The organism is Microbulbifer okhotskensis, from assembly GCF_023895975.1.
GTDB classification, from domain to species: domain Bacteria; phylum Pseudomonadota; class Gammaproteobacteria; order Pseudomonadales; family Cellvibrionaceae; genus Microbulbifer; species Microbulbifer okhotskensis.
This window is the reverse complement of sequence record NZ_JALBWM010000019.1, coordinates 24795-38260: the sequence shown is the minus strand read 5'-3', so window position 1 is coordinate 38260 and position 13466 is coordinate 24795. Positions and strand designations below refer to the sequence as shown.

The following is a 13466-nucleotide window of genomic DNA, read 5'->3' as shown; positions in this document are numbered from 1 at the left end:
TGAGGACCTTTATCGCAGGCACTTATTACGCATACCAACAAAAGAAAGACCGCCGCTGGAATCTTCACGCCTTTCTTTTTGATTTTCTCCAGCAGTTTCATTCTTATCTTCACTGACTTCATCCTTCTCACTCCCATCATGACCCAACCCCAGAGGCCCGCCGTCATTGTCATTTTGTCGCGCTGCCTGGAAGAGTTCACCAACCGTAATACCCAGTTGCTCCCTGGCACTCTCCCTTGCACTGGTAAAACGCTGCTCCACTTCGGTGTACCAAGGCAGTCCTTCAAGGTCTATCGGTATACCACTGGGCATCCACTCAGCACTTAGCCAAGCGGCCATTTCAACCAGAGGTATGGTGTTCAAATCTCTCAGCAATACATACTCATTACGGTCTGTTTGGGTAATAACGCGGTGCTTCTGAAGGATTTTTCGCAACCTCCTCCACTGAGCAAACTTGATACCTATCAGCGAGATATCCCGCTCCCGCAACGACCTGCCCAAGCTACATTTCTTATACATATGCCAGAGAACAATCAGCACAGCCACCAGGTCTGAATGCTCCCGCTCTTGAGTAGCAGCCTGATAAACCGACAGAGTCCGAACCAGAACACAGCCCGCGAGTACCAGTATCCACATTAAATAAATCCAAAGTAGAAATAACGGCACAACCGCAAACGCACCGTAGATAGCTTGGACAGAGCTGCGCGCAACCAATAAACCAAACAGGTACTTCATGACCTCGAACGCGATCGAGATAATAATCCCCCCTTCTATCCCGTGACGGAGTGGCACGTAACAGTTGGGCACGGCAATAAACAACAGCGTAAAGACAATGGTACTGAAAATAAACGGCAGGACTCTGAGGAACACTGACGTCACTTCAAAAGAGTCCGCGCCCCCCAGGAATAGCTTTTGCGAAAAAACATAAGTACTGGTGGCAAGCCCCGCCCCCAATAAAATGGGACCGAGACTCAAGATAGCCCAATACAAAAGGAAGCTGGACACTCCACTGCGCCCTCGTGACACGTCCCAAATGGAGTTAAAGGTCCCCTCAATACCCCGCAGGGTCAAGCCGGAGGTAATGATCAGCATGGCGATACCAACACCGGTCAAGCGCTGTGCCTGTTCGGAAAAACTGCTGATATATTTCTGCACCTCACGCCCGCTTTGGGGTAAAAAATGGGAAAATAACTGGTCCTGAAACTTGCTTTGCAACCCAGCGAAATCGGGAAACAGTGACAACATGGCATAACTGACTGTCACCAGGGGAACTATGCCAAACAGCGTCAGATAAGTGAGCGCAGCGGCGCGCTGTCTGCAATCCTTCTCATTGAACAGTTTCCACAAGGACGTCGCAAAGCGCAGCCAGTGGTTCACCCAATCCTTCATGGTGCTTCCCATTGTGATCTCTCTGTGTGTGCAAAATCTCCCCAGGCTGCGATATTACCGCCCGAAACAACTTAGAATTTCGCAACATTCTTCGGTTAGAATACGCCAAACAGTAACAGGATGCCGCCACAATGTGGACGATTTACCACAACCCACGCTGCTCAAAATCCCGCCAAACCCTGCAGCTACTGCAGGAAAACGGTATCGAACCGGAAGTGGTTCTCTATTTGGAAAAACACCCTTCCGCAAATGAAATCCAGCAACTGCTGTGTAAACTTGGCATCGATGCGCGGCAGCTATTGCGTACTGGCGAAGAACCCTACAAACAGTTACACCTGAAAGATAGGGACTTACTGGCAGCACAACTGATTGATGCGATGGTTCAATATCCGATTTTGATCCAACGCCCAATCGTAGTAAAAGGCGACAAAGCAGTGATTGGCCGCCCACCTGAAAACGCACTGGAGCTGATTTGATGGATCGGGACAGCGAAGGATATGTCCTCATCCTCTATTACAGCCGCAGTGGCTCCACCGCACGTATGGCTGCGGAATTGGCCCGTGGCGTAGAGGCCGCTGGAATCAGCGCTCGCCTGCGCACTGTGCCCGGCGTATCACCGGATACCGAAGCGAATCTACCGCCCGTCCCCTCAGAGGGCGCGCCCTATTGTACGATTGAAGACCTGCGCAACTGCTCCGGCCTGCTACTCGGCAGTCCCACACGCTTTGGCAATATGGCCTCCCCCCTGCGCTATTTTCTCGACCAAACCAGCGATCTGTGGCTCGATGGCAGCCTCACCGGTAAACCCGCAGCGGTGTTTACTGCCAGTGGTAGTCTGCACGGTGGCCAGGAAACTACGCTGGTTTCGATGATGCTGCCACTATTGCACCACGGCATGTTGATCGCCGGTATTCCCTACTCTGAAGCGGCCTTGATGCGCACCCGTAGCGGTGGCACCCCCTACGGCGCCTCCCATTGGGCTGGCGACCACACCGTTGCGCTCACTGACGATGAAATTTCCCTGTGCCGTGCACTGGGAAAGCGGATCGGCAAACTGGCCCAAACCCTGGCAAAAACGCAAACTTCCGCCAACTAGAGGACAAAGTGTGAACGACTCTGTACAGCGCAAACTAAAAATTGCGCTGAATATTAACTGGTTTTGTTATATCGGCCTGCTGCTGCTTTTTGCAGCAAGGAACCTCTTCCTGGAAGGGGGCTCAATTCCATTTTGGCTACTGCAAACCGTTCCCCTGCTACTGGTATTGCCAGGCTTGATTGAGCAGCGTTACCGCAGCTACCTCTGGCTCTGTTTTATCCTTTTACTGTATATCACCGCCAGTATTGTCGATGTAATGTTACCTACACACGGTTGGCAGGATGGCGTTCTGATGGTCCTAAGCCTTATCCTATTCTTTTCTGCAATGATGAGCAGCCGATGGCATCGTATGCAGTAACCCCCACGGTGTCCGCACCACTAATGATTTCGCGACAGGTGCGCGGACTTTGCTTAACCCTCAGCGCACTAAGGAGTTTTGAGGTTTGACTGATTCACTCGATGAGAAAGGATTTTTTCGCAGCTTTTTTGGCGTCATTGGCGGCTCCATCACCTGGCTGAGGCGAGTATTTACCAATCTGATATTCCTCTTACTGCTGGTGTTCCTGGGTATCGCCATCTTTGGCAAGGACGAGCAGTTGGTCGTTCCCCAGGGAGCCGCTCTGCGCGTCGCACCCAGTGGATTCCTGGTGGATGAGCTCAGTCAGCCCAGCGGCCTGCCGATTTTCTTCGGCGGAACTCAAGGGCCAATGGAAATGCGGGTAAAAGATCTGGTTGATGCCATCGACAATGCGGCAAAAGACAAGCGCATTTCCGCACTGGTACTGGAGCTCGACAATATGGTCGGCGGGAGCCTCAGTAAGCTGGATGAAGTTGGCGCAGCTCTGCAACGTTTTAAGGCTGCGGACAAACCGATCTACGCCGTGGGTGACAACTACACCCAAGCCCAGTATTTTCTCGCCAGCCACGCCGACAAGGTATATCTGAACCCCATGGGTTCGGTGATGCTCACAGGCTTTGGCGTCTACCGTAACTACTACAAGAGCGCGCTAAAAAAACTCAAAGTCAATTTCCATGTATTCCGCGTGGGAGATTACAAGGATTTTATCGAGCCCTACACCCGCGATGATATGTCTCCCGCCTCCCGCGAAAATAATCAGCGCTGGCTGCACGAGCTTTGGAGTGAATACACCGAACAAGTGACCGGTTTGCGCAATTTGCCCACCGACAGTATCGACCTGTTTATCAACGAGTTACCGGAGAAACTGCAACAGCACGAAGGTGACTGGGCGCGGACTGCGCTCTCAAATAAATTGGTAGACCAGCTCGCCAGTCGCAACCTAGCGCTCAAAGAGTTACGCAAGGCCATTGGCGAAGACGAGAACGATGAACGCAACTACAAAGCCATCGATGCCCTTGCCTATCTGCGCAGCCACAATCTCAGCGAAGTGGCGGCAAAAAAAGAACCTAACAAAGTTGCCCTAATCACCGCCAGCGGCGCTATCGTCGATGGCCAGGCTCCCGCCGGTAAAATTGGCAGTGAAAGCCTGAGTAAACTGATTGCCCAGGCCCGCGATAAAGAGGTGGATGCCCTGGTACTGCGTATCGACAGCGGTGGCGGCTCCGCCTTTGCCTCTGAGACCATTCGACAGGAACTGCTCGCCACCCGCGAAGCCGACATCCCCGTGGTGATTTCCATGGGCAGTATCGCTGCATCCGGTGGTTACTGGATTGCCACCGGTGGCGATCGCATCTGGGCATCTCCGGCGACCCTAACCGGATCGATTGGTGTATTCGGTGCCTTCCCTACCTTTGAGGATTCCCTAGAAGCCCTGGGAATTTATACCGATGGTGTTGGTACTACCGACCTCTCCGGTAGCATGCGTCTGGATCGCGCCCTGCCCGAAGCAGCCGCCAGTATTCTGCAGCAAGGGGTGGACAACACTTACGCCAGATTCCTCAGAATCGTCGCCGAAGCCCGCGGAAGTACACCGAAAGAAGTCCATAAAATTGCCCAGGGTCAGGTTTGGACCGGCCGCGCGGCTAAAAACCTGGGGTTGGTCGATGATCTGGGTAACCTTAGCGATGCCATAGCTGATGCCGCACAACTTGCTGAGATTGAGGAGTACGATGTAATTGAGATCCGGCGAGAACTGACCACCGGTGAGCGCTTCCTGCGAGCCTTGAGTGATAATGTGGATGCGCGTATCGCCGCCAGCCTCGAAGTAAACTTGCCGCTAGGCGCCTGGTTAAACAGCGTACAGCCCGTGTTGGCGCCCCTCACCGAATTACAGAGCTACCGCGACCCACGAGGACTCTACGTACGGTGCCTGCCCTGCCTCGCCCCCTAACACAGTGGTCCCCGCGCTGGTTTAATACCGGCGCGGGCGTCCATAGAGCCCGCGCAACTCATCTTTGGCCGCTTGCAGGATTCTGCGCCTCCGGGCGGGCAAATGCTGTCCGGCACGATTGATGTAAAAAGTTAGCATCGACATAGCAGAGCAAAAAGCGTCTGAGTTGCGCTGCTTGCTGGCATCGGCTGCAGCTTTCAAGGATCGCGCTATGGCTTTCGGCTCATCCTGGTTGAACACCCCGGCCCTAAGAGTGAGCGCATGACTCTTCTGCCTGACGCTTTGCGACCCGTTGCTACTTTTCGCGGCATTCAAATCTCACCTCCACCACACCACTACCCTGGAAAAATATAAGGTGGCTCAGGGGAAGTTGGTCACTGGCAGCTACCCGTTATTGCGCTTCACTATCAGAGATCCTGACTCGCCGCAGTGCTCCGCTAAAGGCAACCAGGGCAAATGCCAACAAACTCAAGATCCCCGCCCAGAGCAGAGTTGTCAGAGGCGCTGCAACCTGGCTCAAAACCCCTGCAGCCAATGCGCCCAGAGCTGCAGAGCCGAACAGGGCAAACTGGTAAATGGAAATAATACGGCTGCGATAATCTGCCGGTGCCAACAATTGGACGATACCCCGCCCCAAACCCGCAGAGGCAGCCGCGACAGCGCCCCAACAAAGGCAGAGCAGTATCAGGCCCAGCTGGGTCGGCCCCAGGCTAATAGCGATCAGCAGCGCCGCACTGTAGAGCAGGCACATCAGGATACCCCGACCCGGTTCCTGGCCCTGGCCGCGCCGCAACATGGTCACCGTAGCAATTACCGTACCCGCCACAAACGCCAATTGCAGGGTCGCGTAATAACCGGCACCGCGGCCATAGTCCTCAGCCAACAGCGGTAAAACCACCAGAAAAACGCCGATATGTACAAACCCGTTAAAAGCCATCAACGCTGTCAGCTCCCGCAGTACCGGATGTTTCCACACTTGGCTAAGCCCATCCAGAATCAGGGTATGGGGCAACTTCTCAAGTTCCTGCTGGCGCGGTCCGGATTGGCGCAGGGATAAAAGGAGTATCGACGCAGCGAGCAAAACACCCACCTGTACCCCCAATAGGTGTTGCAGGCCCCACTGATCAAAGCGGCTCGCCAGCAGCATCCCCACTGCCTGGCCGCCGTACTGTGCCAGCATCATCCAGGTCACCGTTTTTTGCACACCGCGCTCAGAAGCCTGCCCCCGACGATTGCGAGCGCTGCGCTGTACCAAATTGTCTCGAGCGGGCTGAAGAAAAGCACTGCACACCCCCAGACAAATGCCATAGAGCATAAGAATCGGCAGCGTTAGCACTTGAAAGGTGAAATACATCAACAACGCGCTATGGCAAAGCGCAAGGCCAAAGCAGGCCATACTGGATACCCGTGCCGGGTCACGCCGGTCCGCCAGAGCCCCGCCAAATAACAGGAATACTAGGTTTGGCAGTAGCACCGAGGCTTGTATCCAGCCCAGCTGCAAAGCGGGCAAGTCCACAATCGTCAGTGCTATCCAGGGCAGTAAAATTACCTGCAGGCCGGTGGCCAAAGAAGTCCCGCTGTAGCCCAACAAGAATCTCTGTAACCGGGTCGGTATTCTAATAACGAAGTAACTCAATGATTAAAGACCTACCAACTCGCGACTATCCGTCGCTGTGCGCCGTAGCCAAAAATGCCAGCGCAATAACTTGCGCAGTGTTTTCTGCGCACTGCTATCACCACCATAGGCAGCCTGTTCAAAAGCGGCGGTGACCGCATTGGCATAATCGGCCAGCTGTGGCTTTTCCGAAGCAATACGTCGAGCGTAATCCTGTGGTGCTTCACCGGGGCGCCGCCTCACTCCAACGCGGGCCATGCGTTGGCAAAAACGCTGGTACAGCCTTTCAGCAGGAGGCAGTTTGCGACCATTGGCAGAGCGGGCAATCCACAAGCCAATGCCAAGCAAAATTATCAGTGTTGGTACAGCAAACAAAAGCGCCATTCGCAACGGGGAAACTTCACCGAGAAGTCGCCGCAAATAATTTTGCTGGCGGTCTGCATCAAAGCTCACTACCGTCTGGTACCAACGGTAGTTAATCATATCCCACTTCAACCTCAACTTGCTGAGGACACCGATACGGTGCAGTGGAAAAAAGGATTCCTGCAGAAACTCTTCCCCGGCGGCGCTTTCCAAACCATTGCGCACCCGCTCAGGCGCCACAGCGGCGGTGGGGTCCACCCGTTGCCAACCACGACCATCGAACCAGATTTCCGCCCAGGCATGGGCATCGTATTCGCGAACCAGAAGATACTCCTCTCCACTGACCCACTCCCCCCCCTGATAACCGGCCACTACCCTCGCCGGTATACCGGCAGCGCGCATAGCAAAGACATAACTGCCGGCAAAATGTTCACAAAAACCTTGCTGGCTAGCGAACAGGAACTCATCGACACTGTCCGCACCGAGTGCCGGTGGCTTTAAGGTATAGGTAAAAGCACTGTTGAAGTGTGCCAGCAACTGGGTAGAAACAGATTCAGCACTGAGCCCCTGATTGCGCAGGGATGCCATCCACTCGCGGGTGCGGTTATTGCCAAAACTTGGCAGTTGCAAGTTCAGACGCCGCTCCGCGTTACTCAGGGATACAGGAGCCTGCAGGGTTTCGCGAGGCCAGGAACGCACTTCATAGGCAAACCGGCTGTACACTGGTGTACGCTTCACCAAGCGATCATCCGCAGTCTCTCCCACGCCCTGAGTTTCCGAAGCCGGTTGCGCCAGGGCAAACAGCCAGGGACTGCGACTTGCCTCCTGAATCACCTGATAACGGTAGCGTGGCCCCATCTGCGGCAGAAGGCGCTCACCAGTTTTCCAGTACACGCGGCCCCCATTGTGAGGATCCACCCCGAAACCTTGGCGCCATGTGCGACCATCAAATTCGGAATAGACCAGCCCTCGCCAATACCGCTGTTCAGGCGGTGGGATAGGTCCATCAAAGGAAATTCGCAATGTGGGCTTAGTCGATTTAGAGAGTTCGGTAAAATCTCCCGGCGCCATCGAATCACTGACACCGGTACGACCGGCAGAAGTATCCTGAGGTACCGACCACAGCGGCCCCAATCTCGGCAGAGCCAAAAACAGCAACACCATCAATGGAGTGGCCTGAGCTAACAGCCGCACCGATATTCCCAAAGCCCGGCGCGGACGTGCGCTAGAGCTGCCCAATTGCGCCGCCAGCGCTGCGGTAATCACCCAGACACAGAGCAAACCGTAGAGTGCATAAGGAATGGTCTGCTCCTGTACAAACAGGGTTGCCGAGACAAAATAGGCCAATAGCAGGCTGACAAACGCATCGCGGCGGCTCACCAGTTCCAGGTTTTTTAACGTGAAGGAGATCGCCAGTAATGCGATCATCGGCTCCAGTGCAAACCAGTGACGATATGACAAGGCCAGTCCGGTTATTGTTAAAACAATCACCGCCAACCTTAAGGTGCGCCCAGGCAGATCCCTGCGGCCGCGAAACACCTCCAGACGCCAATAGACAGCAAAGGCCCAAGCAAAAGCTACCCAAAGGGGCAGTTGGGTAAACTGCGGCAACAAGGCGACAAACTGGGCGGCAAAAATCCACAACAGACTCTCGCGCGGCAATAGTTCCTTGCTACTGACCATCACCGCCCCCGCTCTGGGTACAGTGCCAGGGCCTGCAGCACTTGCTGTTGATGCTCAGGACCAAACGATGGCCCGATAGATATCCCAGGGAGGCGCAAGCCGTAGACAATACCCTCTTTCTCTGCCTCCAGTACCCAATGGCAGAGATTACTCAGGCGCGTTTCCGAATCCCGACCATCGAGCAGATTCCAATCCAGCCACAGACGTCTGTCGGTTTTACGTTCATAGTCCTTGCTATAGAGATCACGCCCAGCGGCATATTGCTTCCAGGCAATATGCCGTAACGAATCACCCGCCTGATAGGGTTTCAGAGCTGCATAATCATCGCCACCCGGTTGTACCTCGCCAAAATCACCTTCGGCCGTAGCTCCGCCAAGCGGAAGTGGCCCTGCAGATACAGGGCGCGGGTACACCAGAAACTCTACATCCAGATCTATACGGCTCCAACAGCAAAACAGTCCCAGCGGGAAACGGCTCTCAACCCGCAATCGCGGCGCCTGCACCCGCCCGCGCCGGACCACCGGCAATGAGATACAAGTATCCACACTTTTGTGCTCGCAGAGATCAACATGACTGCCCTGCTCTCGCGGCCAGCTAAGTTCAATCCACTCCCTCTGTCGTTTTCCCTCTCGGCTGACATTGATTTCGGCCTCCGCAAAATCGCCCGCAAAAGCGCTGCGGGTGCCGAGCAACTGCAGGCGCAGACCACTTAGGTTGGCAAAGGTGTGTACTGGCAGCACCGCAAACATACTCACCAGCAAAAAAGTTAGCGCAAAAACCAGATTGTTTTCATAGTTGGTCGCGAGCAGCCATAAAAGTGCAATCACCAGTAAAAAGCCCAACCCCGCCCGGGTTGGTAGGATAAACAAACGACTATGATTGAGGGTGATCGCACGGGCGCGGGGCGCGCGGCGGTTGAGCCAACGCTCACCCAGTACACGAAACAGATTGCGCGAAGCGTTGTTGTCAGAAATCCGAGGTACACTCATTGGCTCAGGCTGCGATGACATCAACCTGGCGCAACAGACGCTCCACCAGCTGTTCGCCATGACTACCATCCCTCTGCAAGCGGTGTCCCGCCACAGCCGGGAACACTGCCTGGATATCCTCGGGTAACACATGGCTGCGATTGTGAATCAGTGTCCATGCCTTTGCCGCACGCAGCAGTGCCAAGGCGCCGCGCGGGGATAGTCCCACCGCACAATCGGGGCTTTGGCGAGTCTGCAGTACTAATCTTTCCAGGTAGTCCAACAAACTGTCAGAAGTCTTTACCTGCCCCACCAGGCTCTGCATTTTACTTAGCGTGGCAACATTAATACGGGCTTTTAACACCGCCAGCTGCTGGCGAGGATCCGCGCCCAGATATAAAGCCCGCTCCGCTTCGCGGCTGGGGTAGCCCAAACTGATACGCATCAGGAAACGATCCAACTGGGACTCCGGCAGCGCAAAAGTGCCCGATTGTTGCAGTGGATTCTGGGTGGCAATCACAAAAAATGGTTGTGGCAGTGCGCGCGTCTCACCATCAATACTGACCTGGCGCTCTTCCATAGCTTCCAACAGCGCACTCTGCGTTTTCGGCGAGGAGCGATTGATTTCATCTGCCAACAATACTTGGCTGAAAACCGGCCCCTCATGAAAATGAAATTGACTCGATTCCCGGTCAAATATGGAAACACCCAGAATATCTGCGGGCAGCATATCACTGGTGAATTGCACCCTTTTGTAAGAGAGCCCCAACACCTGGGCAAGGGCGTGCGCCAATGTGGTCTTGCCCATACCGGGCAGGTCCTCAATCAACAAGTGCCCCTTTGACAAGAGACAAGCCAGGGACAGCTTCACCTGGCGCTCTTTGCCCAACAGAACACTGCCGATATCGGAAACGATGGCGGAAACTATTTTTTGCACGGTAAATCCATTACTGCTTAATTTTTTCAAGCCGCACGCGCAGCTCTGAATAGTCACTCGCTTTCCCGCAGAAGCAAGTGACAATGTCAGCCTCTAGCAGGGAGTGATTCAACCGGGCATTTTCTGCTGCCCGCTAATAATCATAGGTAGCAGAGATCATGCCCCGGTAACCTTCAGGCAAATCCCGGCGCTTACAATTGGGATAGTCCGCGCATCAAGTCACGTTTAAGGTCTTCAACATTTTCCAATCCCACAGAGATGCGAATCAGGTTCTCGCTAATTCCGGCACGAGCCTTGTCATCATCGCTCAGGCGACTATGAGTGGTGGTGGCCGGATGCACGATGGTACTTTTAGCATCCCCCAGATTGGCGGTGCAGGACAGGATCTTACAGTTATCAATTACCTTCCAAGCCTGCTCGCGGCCACCGCGCACGGTGAAACTAAGCACGGCACCAAAGGCATCTTGCTGCTCACGCGCCAAACGATGCTGGGGGTGTTTGGGAAGCCCGGTGTAATTCACCTTCTCCACGGTCATCTGCTCGTCCAGCCACCAAGCCAGGTCGAGCGCATTGGTGCAGTGCGCCTGCATGCGCAATTTCAGTGTCTCTAAACCCTTGAGAAAAACCCAGGCATTAAACGGACTCATACTGGGCCCGGCGGTACGCAGAAATACCACCAATTCATTCATAACATCCTTGCGTCCCACAGCCACGCCACCCAAGGCACGGCCCTGGCCATCGAGAAACTTGGTAGCGGAGTGAACCACAATATCCGCGTCAAGGGACAAGGGTCGCTGTAGTGCCGGGGTGCAAAAACAGTTGTCGACGACCAACAAGGCACCGACGCTGTGGGCTATCTCTGCCAGGGTGCGGATATCCGCCACTTCGCACAAAGGGTTGGAGGGGGTTTCCATAAATAACAGTTTGGTAACGCCGTCCACCGCCTGTTTCCAGGCATCCATATCGGTGAGATCCACGTAGCTTACGCGAACACCGAATTTTTCCATATAGCGGCCAAACAGCGCCGTGGTGGTACCAAAAACGCTGCGGGAACAAATGACATGATCACCACTTTTCAATAGCGCCATACAAATACTGAGAATTGCAGCCATGCCGCTGGCGGTGGCCACCGCTGCTTCACCGCCCTCAAGAGCGGCGATACGCTCTTCAAACATCCGTACGGTAGGATTGGTATAACGGGAATAGACGTTGCCGGAACTCTCGCCGGAAAAGCGTGCGGCGGCTTCCGCAGCAGAAGGGAAAACGTAACTGGAGGTGAAGTAGAGAGCCTCGGAGTGTTCCCCCTCCGCAGAACGGACCTGGCCGGCGCGCACCGCCAGAGTTTCCAGAGCGTAACCGTCGTCTTCAAACATATACCGCTTCCTGGTCAGTATCCTTGGAAGCGGTAATCTTAACCGAAACGGCTTTAGCTGGCGCCCTCTTCTGCCCTGAGAAAAGGACACTTACGCTTTTTTACTTTTCAGCGGCTACTGAAAAGTAACTTTTGCCAGCCGCCCAAACCGAACAGGGGTGTTCGGTTTGGGAAAACTGCGCAAGGTCTTAACGCACAACCCCTTAGAGCGCGCTGACATCCGCCTTTTTACGCTTCGCTGCATCGTTACGCTCAGCGTGCAGATCGTTGAGGTATTCATCGTCAACATCACCGGTAACGTAATTGCCGTCGAATACAGAGCAATCAAAGCGATCAATTTTTTGCTTACCGCCACTGGAGCTGACCACAAGATCCTCCAGCTCCTGGTAAACCAACCAGTCTGCGCCGATCTCTTTACAGACTTCTTCCGTGGTGCGGCCATGGGCTACCAGCTCATTGGCGGACGGCATATCGATACCGTACACGTTGGGATACTTCACGGCGGGTGCGGCACTGGCGAAATACACCTTGGCGGCACCGGCATCGCGGGCCATCTGAATAATCTGCTTGCAAGTGGTGCCACGGACAATGGAATCGTCCACCAGCAGTACATTCTTGCCGCGAAATTCCAACTCAATCGCATTGAGCTTTTGGCGAACCGATTTTTTGCGTTGTTTTTGCCCCGGCATGATAAAGGTACGACCGATATAGCGGTTCTTCACCATGCCTTCCCGGAATTTCACTCCCAACCGGTGAGCCACTGTTTGGCCGGCAGTTCGCGCGGAGTCGGGGATCGGGATCACCACATCGATATCGTGATCCGGGCGCATACTCAGGACCTTATCGGCCAGATGCTCACCCTGGCGCAGGCGCGCCTTGTGTACAGACACCCCATCCATAATAGAGTCCGGGCGGGCAAAATATACGTGCTCGAAAATACAGGGCGTGAGCGACGGGTTTTCTGAACACTGCTCAGAGTGCACAGTACCGTCCAGCTCGACGTAGATTGCCTCGCCTGGCGCCACATCGCGTACCAGGGTATAACCCAGTACATCCAGCGCTACCGACTCAGAGGCCACCATATATTCAGTGCCCTTTTCAGTTTCGCGCTTACCATAGACCAGTGGGCGGATACCATTTGGGTCGCGAAAAGCAACAATTCCATAACCGACGATCAGGGCTACGCAGGCGTAAGCACCGCGTACACGCTTGTGTACAGCACGCATAGCAGTGAAGATATCTTCCGCCTTGGGCTGTAACTTGTGCAGCTTGTGCAATTCGTGAGCGAACACATTCAGCAGCACTTCAGAGTCGGAATCCGTATTAATATGACGCAGATCTTGCTGGAAAATCTCATCGACGACCTCGTGCACATTGGTGAGGTTACCGTTGTGAGCCATGGCGATGCCATAGGGAGAATTCACATAGAAAGGCTGAGCCAAGGCGGGACCTGAGCTACCGGCAGTGGGGTAGCGCACATGACCGATACCAAAGTTACCCTTCAGGCGCTCCATGTGGCGCGCGCGGAACACGTCGCGAACCAGGCCTGTGGCTTTTTGCTGGTTCAGGCGATCATCGTCACAGGTGACGATACCTGCGGCATCCTGTCCCCTGTGCTGTAAAAGAGTGAGCCCATCATAGAGCTGCAGATTAACGTCACTCTTACCGACGATACCGACGATACCACACATATATTTGACCCTATTGACTCAAGAAGAGCGCTTTTGGCGCCCT

The 13466-nt window shown here is 54.5% G+C and carries 12 protein-coding genes; 4 read left to right on the top strand and 8 right to left on the bottom strand.

All coding sequences use genetic code 11. The features are described from left to right. Positions 1-9: 9 nt before the first annotated feature. Positions 10-1389 carry a YihY family inner membrane protein gene (locus MO867_RS06760; RefSeq protein ID WP_252465510.1) on the bottom strand — a complete coding sequence of 460 codons (1380 nt, stop codon included), beginning with the start codon at positions 1387-1389 and terminating at the stop codon, positions 10-12. A 131-nt stretch (positions 1390-1520) separates the two neighbouring features. Here MO867_RS06760 and arsC point away from each other — a divergent pair, with 131 nt between their 5' ends. From arsC to sppA, 4 genes are all read left to right on the top strand, one after another. Beyond that, a complete protein-coding gene (arsC, locus tag MO867_RS06755; RefSeq protein ID WP_252465508.1) occupies positions 1521-1865 on the top strand; it encodes an arsenate reductase (glutaredoxin) in 345 nt (114 codons plus the stop codon). Then, positions 1865-2485 carry an NAD(P)H:quinone oxidoreductase gene (wrbA, locus tag MO867_RS06750; RefSeq protein WP_252465506.1) on the top strand — a complete coding sequence of 207 codons (621 nt, stop codon included), beginning with the start codon at positions 1865-1867 and terminating at the stop codon, positions 2483-2485. Before arsC ends, wrbA begins: the two co-directional genes overlap by 1 nt. A gap of 10 nt (positions 2486-2495) precedes the next feature. Beyond that, positions 2496-2843 carry a DUF2069 domain-containing protein gene (locus MO867_RS06745; protein ID WP_252465504.1) on the top strand — a complete coding sequence of 116 codons (348 nt, stop codon included), beginning with the start codon at positions 2496-2498 and terminating at the stop codon, positions 2841-2843. 85 nt (positions 2844-2928) lie between these two features. After that, positions 2929-4794: a signal peptide peptidase SppA gene (sppA, locus tag MO867_RS06740; protein WP_252465503.1), complete on the top strand. Its 1866-nt coding sequence runs from the start codon at positions 2929-2931 to the stop codon at positions 4792-4794. Positions 4795-4815: 21 nt separating this feature from the next. On the opposite strand, the gene MO867_RS06735 is transcribed toward sppA, so the two are convergent. The 7 genes from MO867_RS06735 to purF all read right to left on the bottom strand — a co-directional run bounded on the left by MO867_RS06735 (position 4816) and on the right by purF (position 13423). Continuing rightward, the gene (locus MO867_RS06735) at positions 4816-5109 is read right to left on the bottom strand and encodes a DUF3175 domain-containing protein (RefSeq protein WP_252465501.1); all 294 of its coding nucleotides are present in this window, start codon (positions 5107-5109) and stop codon (positions 4816-4818) included. 76 nt (positions 5110-5185) lie between these two features. Further along, a complete protein-coding gene (locus tag MO867_RS06730; RefSeq protein ID WP_252465499.1) occupies positions 5186-6382 on the bottom strand; it encodes an MFS transporter in 1197 nt (398 codons plus the stop codon). A gap of 51 nt (positions 6383-6433) precedes the next feature. Beyond that, positions 6434-8455, bottom strand: coding sequence for a transglutaminase TgpA family protein (locus tag MO867_RS06725; RefSeq protein WP_252465497.1), 2022 nt, complete (start codon positions 8453-8455; stop codon positions 6434-6436). Then, positions 8455-9444, bottom strand: a complete 990-nt coding sequence (locus MO867_RS06720) for a DUF58 domain-containing protein (protein WP_252465495.1) — start codon at positions 9442-9444, stop codon at positions 8455-8457. The genes MO867_RS06725 and MO867_RS06720 overlap by 1 nt, the downstream gene beginning before the upstream one ends. Before the next feature lie 4 nt (positions 9445-9448). Continuing rightward, the gene (locus MO867_RS06715) at positions 9449-10360 is read right to left on the bottom strand and encodes an AAA family ATPase (RefSeq protein ID WP_252465543.1); all 912 of its coding nucleotides are present in this window, start codon (positions 10358-10360) and stop codon (positions 9449-9451) included. 191 nt (positions 10361-10551) lie between these two features. Continuing rightward, positions 10552-11733, bottom strand: coding sequence for an O-succinylhomoserine sulfhydrylase (locus MO867_RS06710; RefSeq protein ID WP_252465493.1), 1182 nt, complete (start codon positions 11731-11733; stop codon positions 10552-10554). A 202-nt stretch (positions 11734-11935) separates the two neighbouring features. After that, entirely contained in the window at positions 11936-13423 is a 1488-nt protein-coding gene (gene purF / locus MO867_RS06705) for an amidophosphoribosyltransferase (RefSeq protein WP_252465492.1), read from the bottom strand. Between the last annotated feature and the right edge of the window lie 43 nt (positions 13424-13466).

Bases quoted from the DNA above. Each gene is read 5' to 3' on its own strand.
- MO867_RS06760 (WP_252465510.1), bottom strand. From the start codon at position 1,389: ATGAAGGATTGGGTGAACCACTGGCTGCGCTTTGCGACGTCCTTGTGG.
- MO867_RS06720 (WP_252465495.1), bottom strand. From the start codon at position 9,444: ATGAGTGTACCTCGGATTTCTGACAACAACGCTTCGCGCAATCTGTTT.
- wrbA (WP_252465506.1), top strand. From the start codon at position 1,865: ATGGATCGGGACAGCGAAGGATATGTCCTCATCCTCTATTACAGCCGC.
- purF (WP_252465492.1), bottom strand. From the start codon at position 13,423: ATGTGTGGTATCGTCGGTATCGTCGGTAAGAGTGACGTTAATCTGCAG.
- MO867_RS06710 (WP_252465493.1), bottom strand. From the start codon at position 11,733: ATGTTTGAAGACGACGGTTACGCTCTGGAAACTCTGGCGGTGCGCGCC.
- arsC (WP_252465508.1), top strand. From the start codon at position 1,521: ATGTGGACGATTTACCACAACCCACGCTGCTCAAAATCCCGCCAAACC.
- MO867_RS06725 (WP_252465497.1), bottom strand. From the start codon at position 8,455: ATGGTCAGTAGCAAGGAACTATTGCCGCGCGAGAGTCTGTTGTGGATT.